Source organism: Erythrobacter aureus (assembly GCF_003355455.1).
Lineage (GTDB): Bacteria > Pseudomonadota > Alphaproteobacteria > Sphingomonadales > Sphingomonadaceae > Qipengyuania > Qipengyuania aurea.
The window spans coordinates 1,353,241-1,375,067 of the sequence record NZ_CP031357.1 but is presented as its reverse complement, the minus strand read 5'-3'; the positions used below and the strand labels follow the sequence as shown (position 1 = coordinate 1,375,067).

The following is a 21,827-nucleotide window of genomic DNA, read 5'->3' as shown; positions in this document are numbered from 1 at the left end:
GCGCTAAAGCAGCGCAAGCTGGGCCACGGGCGCGAAACTGCGGCGGTGGAGCGGTGTCGGCCCATGCCTGCGCAGCGCCTCCATATGCTCGGCCGTGCCGTAGCCCGCATTGCGTTCCCAGCCGTAATGGGGGTGCGCATCGGCCGCTTCGCGCATCAAGCGGTCACGGTGCTCCTTCGCGAGGATCGAGGCGGCACCGATGCACTTTTCCTTGCCATCGCCGCCGACGATCGGTCGGGCATCGGGCCAGCGCCAGCCGGGGTTTCGGCCATGCGGGCTCATATTCCCGTCGATCAGCACCTGGTCGGGGTCGCGCTCCAGCGCATCGACCAGCCGGGTCACGGCCAGCGTCATCGCCAGCATGGTCGCCTGAAAGATGTTGATCCGGTCGATCTCCTCGGGCTCGACCACGGCCAGCCCCCAGGCGCAGCTTTCGCGAATCCGCGGTTCCAGCAGGCCGCGCTTTTTCGACGAAAGACGTTTGGAATCGTCCAACCCTTCGGGGCAGGGCTTGCACAGCACCACGGCGGCTGCGACTACGGGGCCTGCCAGCGGCCCGCGCCCGGCTTCGTCCACACCGACGATCAGCGGCGCGGCACCCAAACCTGTTTCGGGAGTTGCACTCAACATGGCCCACTATCCATTACTCGCCGTCATCCTACCCCTCGCCATCGGGCTCGCAAGCTGCAGCAATGCCGCCAATGTGGATACAGACGGCGCGACGAATGCGGCGGTCGCCGATACTGGTGAATTCGATGGTAATTTCGCCGTCGCCGAAATGGGCACTTACGACGAGCCCTGGGCGGTGACGTTCATCCCGGGCACCGAAATCGTGGTGGTCAGCGAAAAGGCAGGCGGGCTGAAGGGCTACGATACCGAGGCGGGCAAGGCACTGTTCTTCACCGGCGTTCCGGAAGTCGACTATGGCGGCCAGGGCGGGATGGGCGATGTCGCCTTCCTGCCGTCGCAGGCTGGCAGCCCGCTGTCTGGCCGCACGATCTATCTGAGCTGGGCCGAGGCCGGGAGCGGCGACACGCGCGGCGCGGTGGTCGGGCGCGGTACATTGTCCTGCGAAGACCACCAGACCTGCGCGATCGAGGATCTCGCGGTTATCTGGCGGCAGGACAAGGTCACGGGGCGCGGCCACTATTCGCACCGCATCGTCTTCAGCCCCGACGAGCAATACATGTTCGTTGCCAGCGGCGACCGGCAGAAGCTCGACCCGGCGCAGGACACCGCCAACAATCTCGGCAGTATCGTCCGCCTCAATCTCGATGGCACGCCCGCCCAAGGCAATCCGCTCGCCGGACAGGGCGGTGCATCGCCGGACATCTGGAGCTGGGGCCACCGCAACATCCTCGGCATGGATTTCGATGCGCAGGGACGGCTGTGGGACATGGAACACGGCCCGCGCGGCGGCGATGAGCTGAACCTCGTGCGCGAGGGCGCGAATTACGGCTGGCCAAATGTGTCGGACGGCATCCATTACGATGGCGATCCGATCCCCGACAACGACACCAGCGATGCCTATGCCCTGCCCGCGATCACCTGGACCCCGGTCATCGCGCCGGGATCGATGATCTTCTATCGCGGCGACATGTTCCCCGGCATGAAGGGCGACGCGCTGATCGCGGGGCTGTCTTCCAATGCCATCATCCGCGTGGCGATCGATGGCGAGGACGCGCGCGAAGTGGCCCGCTATCCGATGGAACAGCGCATTCGCGGCGTGACCCAGGAGCCGGATGGCGCGCTATGGGTGATCGAGGACGGCGAAGGCGGGCGGCTGCTCAAGCTAACACCGGGCTAAGCCGAAATTGATCGACAGCGGCAGGGGGCGGCCCTAAGCGGCGCGCCCTATGGCGAGCCTCGTCCCCCTTTCCGCGATCGATCCGGCGCTGGTCGAAGATCTGCTCGACGCCGCGTTCGGCGAAGGGCGTCATGCGCGCACCGCCTATCGCATCCGCGAAGGCATGGACTGGCTCGAGGGGCTTAGCTTCGCCGCGCTCGACGACGAGGATTATCTCGCCGGGACGATCCAGCTCTGGCCCGTGGCGCTGACCGACCCGCAGGGCCGCTCGCATCCGATGATCATGGTCGGCCCTGTCGCGGTCATGCCCGGACGGCAGGGCGAAGGGTTCGGCAAGGCGCTGATGGCGGCCAGCCTGGGCGCGATCGATACAGGGTTCGAAGATGGCGCCGCACCGCTGCCGCAGATCATGATCGGCGATCCGGAGTACTACGACCGCTGGGACTTCACTGCTAGGCACACCGGGGGCTGGCACTGCCCGGCCCGTTCGAGAAACACCGCCTGCTGGCGCGGACCGGAAATCCGGCGATCCTGCCCGCCGAAGGAATGCTGGGCCTTGGGAAGGGTAGTTTTTTGGTGCGTGCGATCAGGACATCCGTCCTGCCCTTGCGGCGGCACCGGCCCACTCCCCACCCGGCCACCCAATCAGTATCGTGCCGTGGGTGGCCGGGTGGGGGAGTGGGCCGGTGCCGCAAGCCTTCGACGGATGTCGAAGGCGCACCCGAAGAAAGACACGGATTGTCTCTCCCACCACCTTCTGCCATCGCTGGCGCCGTGCCTTACACCCCGCCCCCCGAACTCGCCGGACTGTCGCTCGCCCAGATCGCCGAAGCGGTTGCCGAACGCAGGCTGCCGCCGGTGGAGGAGTGGTCACCGGAACATGTCGGCGAGAGCCATATGCGCATTGCCGCCGACGGGACCTGGTATCACGAGGGTTCGCCGATCGCGCGCACGGCCATGGTCCGCGCCTTTGCCGGGCTGATCAATCGCGAGGAAGACGGCAGCTATTGGCTGGTGACGCCTTATCAGAAGCTGTCGATCGAAGTCGAAGACGCCTGTTTCATCGCCACCGATGTCAGCGAGACCGAAGGCGATCTCGCCTTTCGGCTGAACACCGATGAATTGGTGGTGGCCGGGCCTGACAATGCGATCCGGGCGGCGGGCAATGCCGATCGTCCTGCCATCTACGTTCATGTCAGGCGCGGATGCGAAGCGCGGCTCAACCGCTCGACCTATGAACAGCTCGCCCGGATCGCGCTCGAACGCGGTGACGACTGGTCCGTGACGAGCAGTGGCCAGAGCTTCACTCTGCTGCCCGCATGAGTGCGATCTTCGACCGCCTGACCCGCTTGTTCGAGCATGGCCACAGCCGCGATATGACCGATCTGATGTCGGACAGCCGCTTCGCCGATGCGGAACGCACGGCCGACGCCGCCGTGCTGATAGCCGTGACCGAACAGCCCGACCCCACCGTCCTGCTCACCCAGCGCCCGCGCACCATGCGCGATCATCCCGGCCAGGTCGCCTTTCCCGGCGGTAAGCTAGACCATGGCGAAGATGCGGTGGAGGCGGCGCTGCGCGAAGCATGGGAAGAATTGCATATCGAGCCAGAGCAGGTCCGGGTCATCGGCACGACCGATCGCTATCAGACAGGCACGGGGTTCGACATCACCCCGGTGCTGGCAACGGTACCGCACGATCTGCCCATTCGCCCCGACCCGCGCGAAGTCGAAAGCTGGTTCGAATGTCCGCTCGACAAGCTGATGGATGCATCGCAATGGGGCCGCAATTCGGTATTCTGGAAAGGCGCGATGCGCGAATATCTCGAAATGGACCACGAGGGCTACAGGATCTGGGGCGTGACGGCGGCGATCTGCTGGAACCTGTCGCGGCGGGTCGCCTGGCTGGAGGCCCGCGAATGAGCACGAGTGCGCGCCTTCCCCGGGCCGCGTGGACGCAGCGCGCGAGCCTTGCGAAGCTGGTCGATGCCTTGGGGGCGCAGAATGTCCGCTGGGTCGGCGGCTGCGTGCGCGATACGCTGTTGGGACACGAGGCGAACGATATCGATGCGGCGACGCGGCACTTGCCCGCGACCGTGATCGATCGCTGCAAGGCTGCCGGCATCCGCACCATCCCCACCGGCATCGATCACGGCACGGTCACCGCGGTCCTTTCCGACGGCAGTGTCGAGATCACGACGCTGCGCCGCGATGTCGCCACCGACGGGCGCCGCGCGACGATTGCCTTCAGCGAGGAATGGCGGGACGACGCCGCGCGGCGCGATTTCACCATCAACGCGCTTTATGCGCATCCCGAAACGCTGGAGATCAGCGACTATTTCGGCGGGCTGGACGATCTCGCCGCGCGGCACGTGCGCTTCATCGGCGATGCCGCGACGCGGATCAGGGAAGATCATTTGCGCATCCTGCGCTACTTCCGCTTCGTCACGCGCTTCGGCGATTCCTGGGATGCGGAGGCAACCGGTGCCTGCAGCGAACTCGCCGCGACCCTGAAGGGACTGAGCCGAGAACGGGTCGGTCAGGAATTGCTGAACCTGCTGGCCCTGCCCGATCCAGCGGCGACGCTCGCGAAAATGCGCGAGTTGGGAGTACTCGATCATGTGCTGCCGGAAAGCGGCAGACGCGAGGTCGACCAGCTCGAACGCCTGATCGCTGCCGAAAAACACGCCGCTATCGCAACCGATCCCATGCGCCGCTTGGCAGCCCTGCTTCCCGCGATTCCGCCAGTGGCCGAAACGGTGGCCGCCCGCCTGCGCCTTTCGCGCAGCCAGCGCAGCCGGTTGGTATGTGTCGCCCGCCGCGAGATAAGTGACGGCGAACACCCGCGCGGACTCGCCTATATGGTCGGCATGGAATGCGCGATCGATCGCCTGTTGATCGGTGGCGCGGATGCGGCGCCGATCATGGGATGGGAACTGCCCGTTTTTCCCTTGAAGGGGGGCGAGATCGTCGCGCGCGGTGTGGGCAAGGGGCCGGAGGTCGCGCGCATTCTCCAGCGGATCGAGACATTATGGGTCGAGGAGCATTTCCCGCCCCGTGAAAGGGTGGAGGCCCTCCTCGACGAAGAACTCGCTGCCCGCTGACCACGGGCAATTGCGATCCTTCAGCTTGGCTTAAGGTGCAATGTAGCATAAATGCCACGCGGTTGCAGAAAGATGCGATCCGTGAAATAGAGCGCCGGTTCCCTTTGGGGAACTTGCGGGTGGCGCAGAATATCCACTCTCGCCCGCGTTTTCCAGTTTGATCGGCTCGATCGCGCGTTTCGCGCGTGGGGGAGCCGCGTCGTAAGAATAACAAGTCTTGGAGTTGCATTATGAAATTCGCGAAGCTGGCCGTTGCCGCCATCGCCCTCGCCGCCACCCCCGCCCTGGCCAACGAGCAGGTCGTTGCCGGTGCAGTCGTGACCGGTCCCGAAGGCAATGCCGTGGGCACGATCGTTTCGGTCGAAAACGGCCAGACCGTCCTCGACACCGGCAAGCATAAGGTTCCGCTGGCGGTCGACATGTATGGCGAGGGCGAAGCCGGCCCGACCATTACCGTCACCAAAGCGCAGATCGACGGCATGATCGATGCGCAGCTCGCCGAAGCCGCTGCCAAGCGCGATGCCGCGCTGGTCGTGGGTGCGCAGGCGATGGACGCGGAACACGCACCGCTCGGCACCGTGCTCGAAATCAATGGCGACAACGTCGTGATCGCTCGCGGCGGCGACGAAACCGATAAAGTCACGCTGCTGCGCGAACACTTCAGCGGCGGCGAGCATGGCCTGATGGCGCTGCTGACCAATGCGCAGATCGAAGCTGCAATGGCGCAGGCTGCCCCCGCTGGCGACAGCGCCGGGGAATAATCCCACTACCCTTGGACGGGTTTACAAAGGCCGGGGGCGAGGAATCGCCTCCGGCTTTTTAGTTACATGTAATTCGCGCGCGCGATCGGGACCTCTGCTCCCCATACACGGACGACATCAGAACTTGTTGTCGCGCGGGAAACCCTGCGGCGGGAGGCGTCCGGCGCCGCCGCGCGCAACCTTCCATTGCCACATTTCGCCTTCCGTGCGCGTGCGGTCGCCCTTGCCGCCCATCTGCCAGGACAGGCCCTCTGCGAGCGTGAACGTGGTCGCATCCGACAGCCCCCCATCGCGATAGTTCTGCAGCTTGACCCCCTGCCCTTTCGACAGTGTCGGCAGTTCTTCGAGGTTGAAAACCACCAGCTTGCGATTGTCGCCCACCACCGCGACATGATCGTGGCCCGCCGCGATTGGCCGAACCACCGCGAGCCGCGCATCGCCCTTCAGATTGACGACCTGTCTGCCCTTGCGGGTTTCGGCCAGCAATTCGTCGGTCGTGGTTCCGAAACCCTTGCCGGTGCTCGCGGCGAGCAATAGCCGCTTGCCCTTTTCGTGCACCACCACCGCCACGATCTGCGCGGTCGCTTCGATATCGAGCGTATTTCTCACCGGCTCGCCGAAGCCGCGCGCACCGGGCAGTTTGTCCGCGCCCAGAGTGAAGAACCGGCCCTTGTCGGTCGCCAGCAGCAACTTGTCCGTGGTCTGGGCGTGAAACACGAAGGCAGGCCCGTCGCCTTCCTTGTATTTGAACTCCTGGTCCAGAGGCAGATGCCCCTTGGCCCCGCGGATCCAGCCCTTCTGCGACAGGATCACCGTGACCGGTTCCTTTTCGATCATCGCATCCATGCTGAATTCGACCGCGGGGGCGGCCTCATCGATCGTCGTGCGTCGGCGGCCGAGATCGGTATCCTTGCCATATTCCTTGTGCAGGGCGTTCAGGTCTCGCTTCAATCGCGTGCGCTGGCGGGCAGGCGAACCGAGCAGTTTTTCCAGCTCGTCCTGTTCCTTGAGCAGATCGTCCTTCTCGCCGCGAAGCTGCATTTCTTCCAGCTTGCGCAAACTGCGCAGCCGCATGTTGAGGATCGCCTCGGCCTGCCGGTCGGTGAGGCTGAATTCCTCCATCATCACCGGCTTGGGCTCGTCCTCGGTGCGGATGATTTCGATCACGCGGTCGAGATTGAGGAAGGCGATGATATAGCCTTCGACCAGCTCCAGCCGGCGGGCGATCTGGTCGAGCCGGTGTTGGCTGCGACGTTGAAGGATGTCGATCTGGCTGGCGATCCAGTGGGTCAGGACTTCCTTCAGTCCCATCACCATCGGCGTGCGCCCGGCATCGAGCACGTTGAGATTGAGGCCGAAGCGCGTTTCGAGATCGGTCAGCTTGTAGAGCGATTCCTTGAGCAGTTCGGGATCGACATTGCGGCTGCGCGGGACGAGCACGATGCGGATATGCTCGTCGCTCTCGTCGCGCACGTCCTCGAGGATCGGCAGCTTCTTGTCGGCAATGGCCTGCGCGATCTGTTCGATCAGCTTGCCCTTGGGAACCTGGTAGGGAATTTCGCTTACCACCAACTGCCATTGCCCGCCGCCCAATCGCTCGATGCCTGCCTCGCGGTCCTCGGCCTTTTCGGCTTCGGCGGCGTGGAACCGGCCCCGCACGCGGAAGCTGCCGCGCCCGGTCTCGTAGGCCGCGGCGACCGTCTCGGCGCTTTCGGCCACGATCCCGCCGGTGGCAAAGTCCGGCCCCTTGAACAGTTCCATCAGCCGTGCGTGTTCGACATGCGGATTGTCGATCACCTCCAGCGTCGCATCGACGATTTCGGCGACATTGTGCGAAGGGATGTTGGTCGCCATGCCCACGGCAATCCCGCTCGCGCCATTGGCCAGCAGATTGGGGAAGAGGCCCGGCATGATCTCCGGCTCTTCTTCCTCGTTATTGTAGGTCGGGATGAAGTCGACCGTACCGGCGTCGAGGCCCTCCATCAGGCGCATCGCCGTCTTGGTCAGGCGCGCTTCGGTATAGCGATAGGCAGCGGCGTTATCGCCGTCGATATTACCGAAATTGCCCTGCCCTTCCACCAGCGGATAGCGCAGCGCGAAATCCTGCGCGAGGCGGACCATCGCATCATAGGCAGCCGTATCGCCATGCGGATGATACTTACCGATGACTTCCCCGACCACACGCGCCGATTTCTTGAAGCCGCTCGTGGGATCGAGCTTTAGCTGGCGCATCGTCCACAAAAGGCGGCGATGGACCGGCTTCAACCCGTCGCGAAGATCGGGCAGCGAACGTGCGGTAATCGTCGAAAGCGCATAGACGAGGTAGCGTTCGGACAGCGCGCTGTCGAAAGGCGCGTCGACAATCGTGTCGAACGGATCGGAATCGGGAATATCGGTCACATCGGCCATTCGACCTCCCTAGCAAGGCGCTCGGCCCTGCGGGAGGCCGCTGAGCAAAAAGCGGGGCTTAATCCTCACCTCTTTTAAGACCGGCTATGTCTTCGCGCAGGCCCTTGAGCTCCCGCAGGATCTCCTCGCGTTCGTCATGCGCTTCGTCTTCGGTCGCCTCCGCCATCGCGTTGACGATCACACCGATGAAAAGGTTGAGGACGATGAAGCTGGTCAGAAGGATAAAGGGCACGAAAAAAGCCCAGGCGTAGGGGAAAACCTCCATCACCGGCCGCACGATGCCCATCGACCAGCTTTCCAGCGTCATGATCTGGAATAGCGAATAGAGCGAGGCTCCCAGATTGCCGAACCATTCGGGGAATGCCCCGCCGAACAGCTTCGTCGCCATCACCGCGCTGATGTAGAACAGGAGCAGCAGCATCACGATGACCGTGCCGATGCTGGGAATGGCGCTGAACAATCCGATGATAACCTTGCGCATGCTCGGCACCACCGAAATCAGGCGCAGCGCACGCAGGATACGCAGCGCACGCAGGACCGAGAATGCGCCCGCTGCCGGCATGAGCGCGACAGTCACGATGGCGAGGTCGAACACGTTCCAGCCATTGCGGAAGAAGCGCCAGCCATAGGCGAAGAGCTTGAGTGTCAGCTCGACCACGAAAATACCGAGCGCGATCGCATCGAGCGCCACGAGAACGGATCCGAACCGCGCCATAATCGCAGGCGAGGTCTCCAGGCCGAGCCCGATCGCGTTGATGACGATAACCGCGATGATGAAACGCTCGAACGCGCGTGTCTCGACCAGCTGGCGCACCTTATCGCGCAGGCTCATTTTCTTACACTCCAGATAGGAAACAGGCCGGATCGCGCGGCCATCTTCGACCCGCCCTACCACCGCCACGCCTCGGCTGTCACGGCGGAACGTGCGCTGCGCGCCAACCGTTGGACAGGCAACACGAAATCAAGGAGTTACACTATGACCAAGCGCGTGATGATCCTCGCTACCGATGGCTTCGAACAATCGGAGCTGATGAAACCCAAGGCCAACCTCGAGAACGCCGGTATCGAAACCGAAGTGGTCAGCCTCGAAAGCGGAGAGATCAAGGGCTGGCAGGACAAGGACTGGGGCGAAAGCGTCGCGGTCGACAAGACGGTCGACGAGGTGTCGAGCTGCGAAGGCTATGATGCATTGCTGCTCCCCGGCGGACAGATGAACCCCGATATCCTGCGCATGAACGAGCGCGCCGTCGCCATCGTCCGCGAATTCGGCATGGCGAACAAACCGATCGCCGCGATCTGCCACGCTCCCTGGCTGCTCGCCGAGGCGGGCCTGATCGACGGCAAGACCGTGACCGGCTGGCCCTCGATCCGCACCGATCTCAAGAATGCGGGCGCGAAGGTGGTCGATGAAGAGGCCACCGTCGACGGCAACCTCATAACCAGCCGCAATCCCGACGATATTCCCGCCTTTAGCAAGGCGTTGATCGAAATGCTGGGCGAGAGCGTCGACAAGCGCGAGCTCGAAACCGCCTAAACAACCGAATACTCTTCACAGCGAGAAGCCCCGTCGCAGCGATGCGGCGGGGCTTATTGCGTGAAGCGCGCTCGCGGATTTCTCCACCCCTTGCCTGGGCCGCTTTTGTCACGTTGTAACATTGATGGGAAATGTGTTTTGATTGTGTTAATATTGTGGCGAAAATAAGGCGCAACCTGGATGGGTAAAGGAAGAGGAGAGAATCATGAGGAAACGTTTGCTTGCTGGGTCCGCATTATTGCTGGTTCTGGCTGCGTGCAGCGGCGCCGAAAGCGATACCGTCGAACGCGTGACGACGATGGACATCGAGGCGGCGGATGCGGCCAGCTATGAAATGGCTGCACCGCCTCCCCCGCCGGCGATGGCATCCCAGGCCTCCGAGGGCGAAGCCAGTGATACCATCTCCGGCGGCGGCGAGATCCCGGTGGGCAGGCCGCAGGTCGCCTATCGCTATGCCTACGGCTTCCGCCTCCCTTCCAACGCGATCCGCCCCCTGCAGGAACGTCACGCCGACATGTGCGAGGCCAAGGGGCCGGACGTGTGCCGCATCATCTCCATGGACCAGGCGGAGAACGAGGGCGACTACGCCTATGGCAGCCTGACGCTGGCCGTGCGCGCCCGCGATGCCCGCAGCTTCGGCAAGGACCTCGCCAATGCGAGCGGCAAAGTCGATGGCGAGCTTGTTTCCTCCTCGATCGAGGGCGAGGACCTGTCCAAACGCATCGTCGATACAGAAGCACGGTTGCGGGCACGTAGCGTGCTGCGGGACCGGCTGATGGAGGTGCTGCGCAATCGCCGCGGCACAGTTTCTGAATTGGTCGCGGCGGAGCGCGGCGTGGCGCAGGTCAATGAAGAGATCGACCAGGCGCAAAGCTGGTTGGCTGAAATGCGCGGACGCGTCGCCTATTCGAACATGACCGTGACCTATGAAAGCGGCAAACCGGCTATTGGCGGCTTCGCCCAGCCGATCCGCAATGCGTGGAACTCGCTGGGCGGCATCTTCGGCACGATGATCAGCATACTGATCGTTCTGCTCGCCGTCCTTGTCCCGCTTGGGCTGCTGGCGTGGCTGGGCGTCAAAGTCTGGCGGCGTTTCGGCCTGTCAACGGGAATTGGAGACGGCTGGACAAAGCCTGAGAACACCGAAACCTCCTAAAACCCCCGCATATCGTGGCTTGTCGCGGGGATGCGCACGGTTAGGCCGTCCATTTCCGCCGTTAGCTCGATCTGGCAGGACAGGCGGCTGGTGCGCGCGACCCCGGCGGCTAGGTCGAGCATGTCCTCTTCCTCCTCGCTCGCTTCCTCGAGCCGGTCGGACCAGTCGGGTGCAACAATGACGTGGCAGGTGGAGCAGGCCATCTGGCCCTCACAGGTTCCCTCCAGCGGGAGGCCCGCCCCTTGCGCCACACGCAGCAGATTGTCGCCCGGTTCGGCTTCGGCAGAGACGGTTTCGCCCTGCGCGGTTTCGAATTCGATTTTCACAACCCTTGCGCCTCCGCAGCCGCGTTGATCCTGCCCGCAGCGGCCTCGATCTCTTCCAACGTGGTATAACGCCCGAAGCCCAGGCGGATCGAGCTTTTCGCCTGCCTGTCCGAAAGACCGATCGCCTTCAGCACATGGCTCGGGCGGCCCGAACCGCTGGCGCAGGCCGATCCGGCGGAAAACATCACGTCGCGCACATCGCTCATCAGCCGGGCGACGTCGAGGCCATCGCGGCGGATGTTGAGATTGCCGTGCCAGCGCGCCTCCTCGCTGCCGTTCAGTGTCCAGTTGCCGAAGAGTTCGCGCGCGCGCCGCCAGAGGTTTTCGACATACTCGCGATCCTGCTCCATCCGCTCCTTCGCCTCTGCCGCCGCCGCGCCCATGCCCGCGATGAGCGCAGGCGAGAGCGTGCCCGAGCGCAGGCCGAATTCCTGCCCGCCGCCGGTCTGCACCTCGTGCAGATCGACCCCGTCGCGCACCCACAGCGCGCCAATCCCCTTGGGGCCGTGGAACTTGTGCGCCGATATCGCGATCATATCCGCGCCGGTCACCTCGATACGGCCATAGGCCTGCACCGCATCGCACAGGAACAGCGCGCCCGCTCCCTTGGCCTTGCGGTGCCATTCGATGGTCGGCTGGATGGTGCCGATCTCGTTATTGACCTGCATGACGCAGACCAGCCGCGTGTCGTCAGGCAGGTCCTGCCTGGTGTTGCACTGGCCGGGATTGGCGACATTGAGCACATGGCTCTTGCCCGCGTCCTGCGCGGTATCGCCGACCGCCGAATGCTCGATCGCCGAATAGGAGACCGTGCCGCCCCGTCCGGAGCCGCGAATGGCGAGATTGAGCGCCTCGGTCGCGCCCCCGGTGAAGATCACGCGGCCATTGGGCGGAAACAGCGCGGCGACCTGGTCGCGCGCCAGCTCGATGGCGGCCCGGGCCTGCCTTCCCATGCGATGCGCCGAATGCGGATTGCCGAAACCGGTGCCGCCCGGCCCATCGAGCCAGCGCAGCATCGCATCGCGCGCCTCGGGCGCGAGCGGAGTGGTGGCCTGGTAGTCGAGATAGATCATGAACCCTGCCCCGGCACACGAACAGCCGGGTGACGAAGGTGACACCGTGTCATCCATGAAGAACCGCAAAGAATTTCTTCAATTACAGTGCGTTGCAGAAACTCTTGGTGAGTGACACTTGCAGGGTGGGCCGGGGGGCTGTCAGTTCGAACATGGCGCAGAACCTGCCGTGCAAATGTCGAGTAGGGAAGCGGAATATTCATCGCCGTCGCGCGTCTCGGGACAGGCGGAGTGGCGGCCTGACAGGCGAGACGGATCATCTGCGCGTTCTCTCTAGTCCATGGCACGGGCGCGTAAGGACTTTATCACGCAAAGGCGCGAAGGCGCGAAGGGTGAGCGCCGCAGGCATTCATAATTTGCTCACACGAAGACACGAAGACACGAAGGGGTCGGGGACGAGAAGCATCTTCGTGCCTTCGTGTCTTCGTGTGATAGCACGCCGCAGACAGAGCCTTTGCGCCTTTGCGCCTTTGCGTGAGCAAATCAGCTCTTCGCCAGTTCAAGCCACACTTCGCAAAAGCGTTCCACATCGGCGCGGGTCGTGTTCCAGCCTACCGAGACGCGGATCGTGTTGGCGGCGATTTCGGGCTCGACCTGCATCGCGTCGAGCACGCGGCTGGTCTTCATCGTGCCGCTCGAACAGGCGCTGCCCTGGGATACGGCGATCCCCGCCATGTCGAAGCGCATGACCTGCGCCGTGGCGCTCATATTGGGCATGGCGACGGCGCGGATATAGGGTGTGGGATCGGCAAGGCAGTCGGAAAGCCATGCGCCACCGATGTCGCGGCATATCGCCGACAGCTCGTTGAGCGGAGCGAGAATATGGGGATCGAGGAAAGGCTGGTCGCAGGCCTCCAGCGCCGCCGCCATGGCCAGCACGCCGGGCATGTTCTCGGTCCCGCGCCGGTAACCACGCTCCTGCCCGCCCGATGGCGCCAGCATGGCGTAATCCCGCACCAGCAGCGCCCCCACGCCGATCGGCCCGCCGAACTTGTGTGCGGCGAGGACCGCCATGTCGCACGGCGGCAGCGGCATCTTTCCCGCCCCTTGCGCACAATCGACGAGGAGCAGGCCGCCCGCCTGGTGGACGATGCCCGCAATGGCCGCCAGGTCCTGCCGACTGCCGGTTTCCGAATTGACCTGCTGGACGGCGACCAACGGCGTTTCGCGCTGCGCCGCTTCGCACAGAATATCGAGGTCGAGCGCGCCATCGCTGCGTACCGGCAAACGCTCGGCATCAGGCGCAGCCTGCAACATGCAATCGTGCTCCACGGTGGAGACCAGCCGGGCACCGGCCTTGGCATGCCGCAGCGCCAGCGCTGCCGCCTCGCTCGCGCCCGAAGTGAAGATCACTTCCCCCTCCCAGTCGAGAGCTGCCTTCACCCGTTCGCGCGCATCCTCCAGAAGCTTGCGCGCTTTGCGCCCCTGCGCGTGCGGGCTGCTGGGATTCGCCCACTGGTCGAACCCCTCCTCCATCGCTGTGCGCGCTTCGGGGCGCAGCGGCATGGTGGCGGCATGGTCGAGATAGATACGGTCTGGGATGATACGGTCTCGAAATGATTGCGATTTGGGCAATAAACCCTATATAGCGCGCAACCTCGCGCAAGTCCTGATCGGGCGCCGCGCCCATGAAAATTTCGACCAGGGTATACCTCCCATGCCGACCGTGATCTTTCCCGGCCCCGAAGGCCGCCTCGAAGGCCGTTTCTCCCCCGCTCCGCGCCCCCGCGCACCCGTGGCGATGATTCTCCACCCGCATCCGCAGGGCGGCGGCACGATGAACGAGCAAATGACCCAGCGGCTGTACAAGACCTTCGTCAATCGCGGGTTTGCCACGCTGCGCTTCAATTTCCGCGGCGTCGGTCGCAGCCAGGGCAGCTTCGACAACGGTATCGGCGAACTTTCCGATGCGGCCAGCGCGCTCGACTGGGTGCAGCAGGTCCACCCCGAAGCGCAGGTGACCTGGGTCGCCGGCGTCAGCTTCGGCGCGCTGATCGGCATGCAGTTGCTGATGCGCCGCCCCGAGATCCGCGGCTGGATCAGCATCGGCGCACCCGCGAGCATGTATGACTTCTCCTTCCTCGCCCCCTGCCCGGCCAGCGGCATCTTCATCCACGGCGCGCAGGATACGGTGGTCCAGCCGCAGGCGGTGACCAAGCTGGTCGAAAAGCTGCGCACGCAGAAGCACATCACCGTGCATCACGAAGAAATCCCGCGTGCGAACCACTTCTTCGAAAACGAGCAGGAAGAGCTGATGAAGTCGGTCGACAACTATCTCGACTTCCGCCTCGACCCGAGTTGCCCGATCACGTGATGGCCTAGACGCATCAGCCCGATGGGCGGTGCCTCCTATTAATTCCAATTTTCGACCCCGCCTCTACGGGTTCGTCGTCGCTGGATATGCGGTGCGCTGTGCCCGGCGCGGCGAAAACGCGTTGCGATCTGCAATGCGAAATCTCTTGCCTCGGTATTGTTACGTTGTAACATTCCTAAGATGAGGAGTCGGGTCGCCGTCTCCCACATTGGAGGAGGATGAAACCATGTCTTACGTGGATCAGACACGCAGGCCCTCGCCCGCCGGAATGGCCGCCGTCATCGGTGTGCACGTTGCGGTCGGCGCCTTGCTGGTCACCGGCCTTACGGTGACCGGAACCTTGCCGCCGATCATCAACGAGATCGGTGCGACCAATATTCCCATCGAACCGCCCCCGCCGCCCAAGCCAGCCGATCCGGTCGAGGCGAAACCGGCCGAGCCGACCCAGCCACTGGTTCACATTCCCCAGCAGAAGCTGAACCTGAAGCCGGTCGAACCGACGATTCCCTCGACCCCGCTGATTTTCCCGCCGCTTCCCAAGCCTTCGCCCGGCCTCGGCGTGGAGATTCCCAAGCCGACGCCGAAGCCGAGCTTCGATCCGGTCGGCGCGAGGCCGAAGAACGATCCCGGCGCATGGCTGTCGAACAATGACTATCGCCCGGTCTGGATCAGGAAGGAACTGACCGGCCTGGCCACCTTCCGACTTGAAATCGCCGCCAACGGACGTGTCACTGGATGCACCGTCACCGGCTCGACCGGCCATGGCGAACTCGACGCGGCCACCTGCCGTCTGGTCAGCAAACGTGCCCGGTTCGAACCGGCGCGCGGCGGCAATGGCGAGGCGGTGGCAGGCAGCTACACCGGATCGGTGCTCTGGCAGTTGCCCGAGTAAACCGCAGCTAGCGGGCGCCCTGCTCGAGCCTGTCGAGCGGCGCCTCGCCGCCCGCATCGGGCAGCGTCCAGATCGCGACATTCATCAGCGCCACGGCAGCCAGCAGCACCATCAACAGCGCATTCTTCACATTGCCTGTGCGGCGCCACAGAAAAAAGGCGCCGATGATCAGCAGGATCGCGGCGAGAACGGTTATCGAGAGCACGGCATCGAGCATGCGCGTCGCCATACGCAGCTTGCACGGTATTTGACAGCCCCGCGCGTGCGAAGCACACCCGCGCGCATGACTATTGCCAGCACAGCCATCACCCGTCGCCAAGCCCTTGCCGGTCTCGGCGCGACGTCCGCCCTCGCACTTTCCGGATGCGCCGCCACGGCCCGGCCCGAGGCCATATCGCAGGCGCGCTCGATCGGGGCGCAGCGTCTGCTCGAAGTCGTGGGGTATAACCTGCTCGAACACGAACCCGAACGCGCGACGGCGCTGGGGGTCGACACCGGGCGATATGCTTACCTGCGCGGCAGGCTCGAGGACCAGTCGCCCGAGGGTCAGCAAACCTATGCCGCCACCCTGCGCGAGGATCTCGCCCGCGTCCGCGCTTTCCCGCGTGAAGGGCTCGACAGCGACACGCTGACCAGCCTCGACGTGGTCGAAAGCGCCTACGATCTGGCTCTCGACGGCTTTGCCCTGCCCTATGGCGATACGCCCGTCGGCAACTGGCGCACCGCACCCTATGTCGTGATTCAGAATGTCGGCGAATATCTCGCCCTGCCACGGTTCATGCAATCGAACCACAAGGTCGAAAATGGCGACGATGCCGATGCCTATATCGAGCGGATGGAACAGATGCCCGCTGTGTTCGGTGGTGAACTTGCACGCATTCGCGCGGCCCGGGGCATGGGCGTGGTGCCGCCTTCCTTCCTGCTCGACAAGGCGCTTCGCCAGATGGAACAGACCATCGCCAGCGCCGGAAAGGGCGAGCTTTTCGCCGACGATCTGCGCGCGAAGCTGGCGGCCAAGGGCATGCCGGAAAGCCACGCCAACCGCGCGAAGAGCATCGAAGCTGGCCCGATCGCCGAAGCGCTGACCCGCCAGCTCGAGGAACTGCGCGCCGAGCGAGCCGTGGCGACGGACGATCCCGGCATATCCGCGCGCCCCCATGGCGACGCATTCTATGGCTGGGCCTTGCGGTCGAGCACAACCACACGCCTGACACCCGACGAAGTGCATCGGCAGGGTCTGGAGGAACTCGACGCGCTGCATGCGCGCATGGACCCGATCCTGCGCGATATCGGCTATACCAGCGGCACGGTGGGCGAACGCATGCAAGCGCTGTCGCAGGACCCGCGCTACCAGTTCGCCGAGGGCGATCCGGGCCGTGCGGAGATCATGGATTTCATCGCCGAACGGGTCGAATGGATCAAGGCGCAGATGCCGCGCGCCTTCAATACGCTGGTCGATCCGAACATGGAGGTGCGCCGTATCCCGCCCGCAGAGGAAGTCGGCGCGCCGGGCGCCTATGGCGGCGCGGGCAGCAAGGACGGGACGATCCCCGGACGTTTCTGGATCAACCTCAGGACCACGGATCTGCACCGCAAATACGACCTGGCCGATCTGACCTATCACGAGACCATTCCGGGCCATGTGTGGGAGGGCGAATATTCGAACCGCCTGCCGCTGATCCGCTCAATCCTCGCCTTCAATCCCTTCAGTGAAGGCTGGGCGCTTTACGGCGAACAGATGGCCGACGAACTGGGCGCCTATGACGATTTCACCGTCGGGCGTCTGGGTTACCTGCAAAGCCTCGCCTTCCGCGCCTGCCGGATGGTGGTCGATACTGGCCTCCACGCCAAGGGCTGGAGCCGCGCCAAGGCGGTCGATTTCTTCGTCACACGCAATGGCAGCAAGCCTGCCGGGGTCGAAAGCGAAGTCGACCGCTATTGCAGCTGGCCGGGCCAGGCGACCGGCTACAAGCTCGGCCACAGCCGTATCGTCGACCAACGCGCTCGCGCGCAGCGAGAATTGGGCACAGCATACGACTTCAAGGCATTCAACGATGCCGTTGTGCTGGGCGGCAATGTTCCGATGGACGTTCTGGAGAAGAATGTAGGCCGCTATATTGCAAAAAATAGCAGCTAGACTTCATATTAGGACTTCAATCGCTGAAATCATCATGCAATGGTCGGCCCGATTGGATTTTAGGGGTCGATTTGATGAAAAGGGTTCTACTTCTCCTTGCAAGCTTGGTCTTCGCGGTTCCCGCGCAGGCCGATTGGTATGTGGCGGAATCGGACCATTTCGTCGTCTATGCCGACGATCGCTGGCAAGACGTGCAGGAATTCGGCGAAGCGCTGGAACGCTATCACGCAGCCTTGAACGTGTTGAACATACGAGAAGACACAAAACCCAGCCCGTCGAACCGCGTGACCATCTTCGTGGTCGGCAGCGAGAACAAGGTCCGCAAACTCCTTGGCGAGGGCGCGAACAATGTCTCGGGTTTCTATCTCTCGCGTGCCGGGGCTTCGCGGGCTTTCGTGCCCGATATCCGTATGTACAAGCAGCGGACGGACTTTTCGGTCACTATCCTGCTGCATGAGTATGCGCACCATTACCTTATGTCGAATTCGCCCTATGCGTTGCCGCGCTGGGTCAACGAAGGTGCGGCGGAATTCTATGCATCGGCGAAGTTCGAAAAGGATGGCGGTATCTCGATCGGCGGCCCGGCTCGCCATCGGGCCGGCGAACTCTTCCACGCCAAGGATGTCAGCGTTCGCGAACTGATCGATCCGGAACTCTACAGAAAGAACCGCAGCAAGCGATACGACGCCTTTTACGGTCGTGCCTGGCTGCTGTACCATTACCTCTATTTCGCCGAAGATCGTCGCGGGCAACTCGGGCAGTACCTCGTCGCGATCACGCGTGGCACCGACCAGGTCGAGGCGGCCAACCAGGCCTTCGGCGATTTCGACGAACTTCAGAAAGACCTCGACCGTTACCTCCGTCAGCGCAGAATGAAGGTATGGGACCTCGGGGCCGACGCGCTCCAGACGGCTCCGGTCCGGGTGCGTAAGCTGTCGGAAGGCGAAGGGGAGGTTATGCCGTTCCGCATTCGTTTGCAGCGCGGCGTGTCGCGCGAAGACGCGCTCGAACTACTGCCCGACCTGCGCGAGGTCGCCGCCGAATTCCCGGACGATCCCGCAGTGCTCGCGACGCTGGCGGAAGCCGAGTTCGATGCCGGCAATTACGATGAGGCCATTGCTGCAGCCGATGCCGCGCTGGCAATCGATCCAACGGTAAAGAACGCGCTGATCCAGAAAGGCTACGCGCTTTTCGGAAAGGCCGAGGACACCGAAGACCCGGATGCTGCCTACGGCGTGGCAATGCAGCCCTTCTCCGCCCTCAACAGGATCGAGCAGGATCATCCGATACCGCTGATCTATTACTACCGCAGCTTCGTCGAGCGCGGCGTGGAACCGAATGAAACCGCGCGACATGCGCTCGAGCGCGCGTCGCAGCTTGCGCTGTTCGACCAGGGCCTCGCGATGAACAAGGGGCTCATGCAGGCCAGCGAGGGCAAGATCGCCATCGCCCGCAGCAGCCTCGATCCGGTGGCGGCCAATCCGCATGGCGGCCCGCTTGCGCGCGAAGCTCAGCGCTATCTGGAGGAACTGGCCGAGGTTGCGGAAGGAACTGAATGGCACCCCGGCCCGATGATCGACCTGACCGGCACACTCGAAGCGGTCGCGGACGACAACACCGAAGAGGCCGAGGACGGCGAAGAAGAAAGCACCTAACCGCATTCGGTGAACGCACGTTCGCGCAGGCCATCCATTCGGCAAAACCCCCGGTCCGCGATTGCTCGCGGCCGGGGGTCTCCTCTCCAACTCATGGGCTCCTCTGGCGGAGCCGATTTGGTCAGGCAGCTACTGCCGTGGTCGGTGCCGCATCGCGCACACCCTGATCGACATGCGCGGCGAAAGGCTCGAAATTGTCAACGAAGAGCTGGACCAGCTTGGCCGCCGTGCGGTCGTATTCGTCCTTGTCGGCCCAGGTCGAACGCGGGTCGAGAATGGCATCCTCCACACCGTCCACACTCACCGGCACGTCGAAACCGAAATTCGGATCCTTGCGGAATTCCGCATTGTTCAGGCTGCCGTCGAGCGCGGCGTTAAGCAGCGCGCGGGTGGCCTTGATCGGCATGCGATTGCCAGTGCCGTATTTGCCGCCGGTCCAACCGGTATTGACCAGCCAGCAGGCGACCTCGCCCTTCGCGATACGTTCTTTCAGCAAATTGCCGTAAACGCTTGGGTGACGCGGCATGAAAGGGGCACCGAAGCAGGTGCTGAAGGTCGCTTCGGGTTCGGTCACGCCGATTTCTGTGCCGGCCACCTTCGCCGTATAGCCCGACAGGAAGTGGTACATCGCCTGGTCGGGCGTCAGCCGCGCGATCGGGGGGAGCACGCCGAAGGCATCGGCGGTCAGCATGATGACGTTGGACGGCGGCGGCCCCATATTCTCTTCCGAGGTATTCGGAATCGAGGACAGCGGATAGGCGCCGCGGGTGTTTTCGGCGAGGCTGTTATCGTCGAGATCGATCTCGCCCGCATCGTTCATCACCACGTTTTCGAGCACGGTGCCTTCCATCTTGGTGGTGGCGTAGATTTCCGGCTCCGCCTCGGGGTTGAGGCGAATCATCTTGGCATAGCAGCCGCCCTCGAAGTTGAAGACCGCCGTGTCCGACCAGCCATGTTCGTCATCGCCGATCAGCGTGCGGCTGGCATCGGCCGAAAGCGTCGTCTTGCCGGTGCCCGACAGGCCGAAGAACACCGCGCTCTTGCCGTCGGGGCCGATATTGGCCGAACAGTGCATCGGCATGACGCCCTTGGCCGGCAGAAGATAGTTGAGGATGCCGAAGACGCTTTTCTTCATTTCGCCGGCATATTTAGTGCCGCCGATGAGGATCAGCTTTTCAGACAGGTTCACCGCAATCACGGTTTCGCTGCGGCAGCCGTGACGTTCCGGATCGGCGCGGAAGGTCGGCAGATCGATGATCGTGTATTCAGGCACGAAACCGTCGAGTTCCGCCTCGGTCGGGCGAACCAGCAGCGTGCGGATGAACTGGTTGTGCCAGGCAAGCTCGTTGATGACGCGCACATTGACGCGATATTCGGGCTGCGAACCACCGAACAGATCGGCGACGTAAAGGTCCGACTTCTCGGCAACGGCCTCGAGGAAGTCCTCCTTGAGTGCGGCGAAATGCTCGCTCGTCATGGAAGCATTGTTGTCCCACCACACCGTATCTTCGGTTTCGGCATCGCGGACGATGAACTTGTCCTTCGCGCTGCGTCCGGTGTGCTTGCCGGTTTCGACGACCAGCGGGCCGTCTTTGGCGCGGCGACCCTCGCCATTGTCCAGAGCGGCGGCGGTCAGCTCTTCCGAGGTCAGATTGGGATGAATGGTGGCAGTGGTCTCGATGCCCTGCGCGGCAAGCGAGTGGGAAAGCGGAAAGGTCACTGAATCCTCCAGCGCATGATGCGGGTTCGTCCGGGAATCGCCTTCGCATACGAATGCGCGGCCTTCCCGATGGCCAATAGTCGTCCCACGCCGTTGCGTCAAATTGCGGCCCGGCATTGAGTGCCGCTGTGGAACAGCGCCGCGTTGTTTTGCCACGACAATAGGGCTAGTCACCAAACGATGGAAAGCACAGGGCCAGAATCCATGCCTGCGGGCGAGGAAAACCGGACAGTCATCGCGCTGGTCGACGATGATCGCAACATTCTCACTACAGTTTCGATCGCCCTGCAGGCCGAAGGTTTCGACACGCGGGTCTATTCGGATGGCGAAGCGGCGCTGGGCGCCTTGTTGTCGAACCCGCCCGATCTGGCGATCTTCGATATCAAAATGCCCAAGATGGACGGGATGGAACTGCTTCGCCGCCTGCGCGAACAGTCCCCGCTGCCGGTGATCTTCCTGACCAGCAAGGATGACGAAACCGACGAGGAGGCCGGATTCGAAATGGGCGCGGACGATTATATCGCCAAGCCCTTTAGCCTGCGCCTGCTGCTGGCGCGCATCCGCGCGATCCTGCGCCGCAGCGGCGGCGATCATCCGCTGCTGCTGTCCGAACAGTTCGACGACAAGCCGGGCGAAGTGCTCGAGCGCGGGCGGCTGTTCATGGATCCGGCGCGCCACCACGTGACCTGGGGCGGGCAGGCGGTGTCATTGACGGTAACCGAATTCCTGTTGCTCGAGGCGCTGGCCGCACGTCCGGGCGTTATCAAGAGCCGCAACCAGTTGATGGACGCGGCCTATCCCGACGATGTCTTCGTCGACGACCGCACCGTCGACAGCCACATCAAACGCATGCGCCGTAAGTTCCGCAGCATCGACCCGACCTTTTCCGCGATCGAGACCCTCTACGGCGCGGGCTACAGCTTCAACGAAGGCTGAGACG

At 63.6% G+C, this 21,827-nt stretch carries 20 protein-coding genes and 1 pseudogene; 13 read left to right on the top strand and 8 right to left on the bottom strand.

What is annotated here, in order from left to right; genetic code table 11:
* Positions 1–3: 3 nt before the first annotated feature.
* Complete coding sequence (rnhB, locus tag DVR09_RS06690) at positions 4–630, bottom strand: ribonuclease HII (RefSeq protein WP_115416251.1); 627 nt, start codon at positions 628–630, stop codon at positions 4–6.
* Here rnhB and DVR09_RS06685 point away from each other — a divergent pair.
* The 6 genes and pseudogenes from DVR09_RS06685 (at position 629) to DVR09_RS06660 (ending at position 5,671) form a co-directional block, all read left to right on the top strand.
* Complete coding sequence (locus DVR09_RS06685; RefSeq protein ID WP_115416250.1) at positions 629–1,807, top strand: PQQ-dependent sugar dehydrogenase; 1,179 nt, start codon at positions 629–631, stop codon at positions 1,805–1,807. The genes rnhB and DVR09_RS06685 overlap by 2 nt on opposite strands.
* A 49-nt stretch (positions 1,808–1,856) precedes the next feature.
* Positions 1,857–2,362, top strand: a pseudogene (locus DVR09_RS06680) (GNAT family N-acetyltransferase); the annotation flags it as partial.
* A gap of 219 nt (positions 2,363–2,581) precedes the next feature.
* Positions 2,582–3,130, top strand: coding sequence for a DUF1285 domain-containing protein (locus DVR09_RS06675; protein ID WP_115417834.1), 549 nt, complete (start codon positions 2,582–2,584; stop codon positions 3,128–3,130).
* On the top strand, positions 3,127–3,729 hold the full coding sequence (locus DVR09_RS06670) for a CoA pyrophosphatase (RefSeq protein WP_115416249.1): 603 nt from the start codon (positions 3,127–3,129) through the stop codon (positions 3,727–3,729). The genes DVR09_RS06675 and DVR09_RS06670 overlap by 4 nt, the downstream gene beginning before the upstream one ends.
* Positions 3,726–4,910: a CCA tRNA nucleotidyltransferase gene (locus DVR09_RS06665; RefSeq protein WP_115416248.1), complete on the top strand. Its 1,185-nt coding sequence runs from the start codon at positions 3,726–3,728 to the stop codon at positions 4,908–4,910. Before DVR09_RS06670 ends, DVR09_RS06665 begins: the two co-directional genes overlap by 4 nt.
* Before the next feature lie 230 nt (positions 4,911–5,140).
* The gene (locus DVR09_RS06660; RefSeq protein ID WP_115416247.1) at positions 5,141–5,671 is read left to right on the top strand and encodes a hypothetical protein; all 531 of its coding nucleotides are present in this window, start codon (positions 5,141–5,143) and stop codon (positions 5,669–5,671) included.
* A 117-nt stretch (positions 5,672–5,788) separates the two neighbouring features.
* Here DVR09_RS06660 and parC read toward each other — a convergent pair whose 3' ends face one another.
* Together parC and DVR09_RS06650 are read right to left on the bottom strand one after the other, a co-directional pair.
* A complete protein-coding gene (gene parC, locus DVR09_RS06655; protein WP_115416246.1) occupies positions 5,789–8,080 on the bottom strand; it encodes a DNA topoisomerase IV subunit A in 2,292 nt (763 codons plus the stop codon).
* 58 nt (positions 8,081–8,138) lie between these two features.
* Entirely contained in the window at positions 8,139–8,912 is a 774-nt protein-coding gene (locus tag DVR09_RS06650) for an ion transporter (RefSeq protein ID WP_115417833.1), read from the bottom strand.
* Positions 8,913–9,056: 144 nt separating this feature from the next.
* Between DVR09_RS06650 and DVR09_RS06645 the strand changes: the two genes are divergently transcribed.
* Entirely contained in the window at positions 9,057–9,614 is a 558-nt protein-coding gene (locus tag DVR09_RS06645; protein ID WP_115416245.1) for a type 1 glutamine amidotransferase domain-containing protein, read from the top strand.
* Between the two features lie 205 nt (positions 9,615–9,819).
* Complete coding sequence (locus DVR09_RS06640; protein WP_115416244.1) at positions 9,820–10,770, top strand: DUF4349 domain-containing protein; 951 nt, start codon at positions 9,820–9,822, stop codon at positions 10,768–10,770.
* Here the strand turns inward: DVR09_RS06640 and DVR09_RS06635 are convergent.
* From DVR09_RS06635 to DVR09_RS06625, 3 genes are all read right to left on the bottom strand, one after another.
* A complete protein-coding gene (locus tag DVR09_RS06635) occupies positions 10,767–11,096 on the bottom strand; it encodes a 2Fe-2S iron-sulfur cluster-binding protein (protein ID WP_115416243.1) in 330 nt (109 codons plus the stop codon). The genes DVR09_RS06640 and DVR09_RS06635 overlap by 4 nt on opposite strands.
* A complete protein-coding gene (locus tag DVR09_RS06630; protein ID WP_115416242.1) occupies positions 11,093–12,169 on the bottom strand; it encodes a cysteine desulfurase family protein in 1,077 nt (358 codons plus the stop codon). The genes DVR09_RS06635 and DVR09_RS06630 overlap by 4 nt, the downstream gene beginning before the upstream one ends.
* Positions 12,170–12,652: 483 nt before the next feature.
* On the bottom strand, positions 12,653–13,675 hold the full coding sequence (locus DVR09_RS06625) for a cysteine desulfurase family protein (RefSeq protein ID WP_234041573.1): 1,023 nt from the start codon (positions 13,673–13,675) through the stop codon (positions 12,653–12,655).
* Positions 13,676–13,826: 151 nt separating this feature from the next.
* On the opposite strand from DVR09_RS06625, the gene DVR09_RS06620 reads away from it, so the two are divergent.
* Together DVR09_RS06620 and DVR09_RS06615 are read left to right on the top strand one after the other, a co-directional pair.
* Positions 13,827–14,483: an alpha/beta hydrolase gene (locus tag DVR09_RS06620; protein ID WP_115417831.1), complete on the top strand. Its 657-nt coding sequence runs from the start codon at positions 13,827–13,829 to the stop codon at positions 14,481–14,483.
* Between the two features lie 226 nt (positions 14,484–14,709).
* Complete coding sequence (locus tag DVR09_RS06615) at positions 14,710–15,375, top strand: energy transducer TonB (RefSeq protein WP_162814871.1); 666 nt, start codon at positions 14,710–14,712, stop codon at positions 15,373–15,375.
* Positions 15,376–15,382: 7 nt separating this feature from the next.
* Here the strand turns inward: DVR09_RS06615 and DVR09_RS06610 are convergent, their stop codons facing one another.
* The gene (locus tag DVR09_RS06610) at positions 15,383–15,604 is read right to left on the bottom strand and encodes a hypothetical protein (RefSeq protein ID WP_083508206.1); all 222 of its coding nucleotides are present in this window, start codon (positions 15,602–15,604) and stop codon (positions 15,383–15,385) included.
* 54 nt (positions 15,605–15,658) lie between these two features.
* On the opposite strand from DVR09_RS06610, the gene DVR09_RS06605 reads away from it, so the two are divergent.
* Positions 15,659–17,512, top strand: a complete 1,854-nt coding sequence (locus DVR09_RS06605) for a DUF885 domain-containing protein (protein ID WP_115416240.1) — start codon at positions 15,659–15,661, stop codon at positions 17,510–17,512.
* Positions 17,513–17,586: 74 nt separating this feature from the next.
* Entirely contained in the window at positions 17,587–19,167 is a 1,581-nt protein-coding gene (locus tag DVR09_RS06600; RefSeq protein WP_177822616.1) for a tetratricopeptide repeat protein, read from the top strand.
* 121 nt (positions 19,168–19,288) lie between these two features.
* Here DVR09_RS06600 and DVR09_RS06595 read toward each other — a convergent pair whose 3' ends face one another.
* A complete protein-coding gene (locus DVR09_RS06595; protein ID WP_115417830.1) occupies positions 19,289–20,887 on the bottom strand; it encodes a phosphoenolpyruvate carboxykinase in 1,599 nt (532 codons plus the stop codon).
* 204 nt (positions 20,888–21,091) lie between these two features.
* Here DVR09_RS06595 and DVR09_RS06590 point away from each other — a divergent pair, with 204 nt between their 5' ends.
* Positions 21,092–21,823, top strand: a complete 732-nt coding sequence (locus DVR09_RS06590; RefSeq protein WP_115416239.1) for a response regulator transcription factor — start codon at positions 21,092–21,094, stop codon at positions 21,821–21,823.
* The last annotated feature ends 4 nt before the right edge of the window (positions 21,824–21,827 follow it).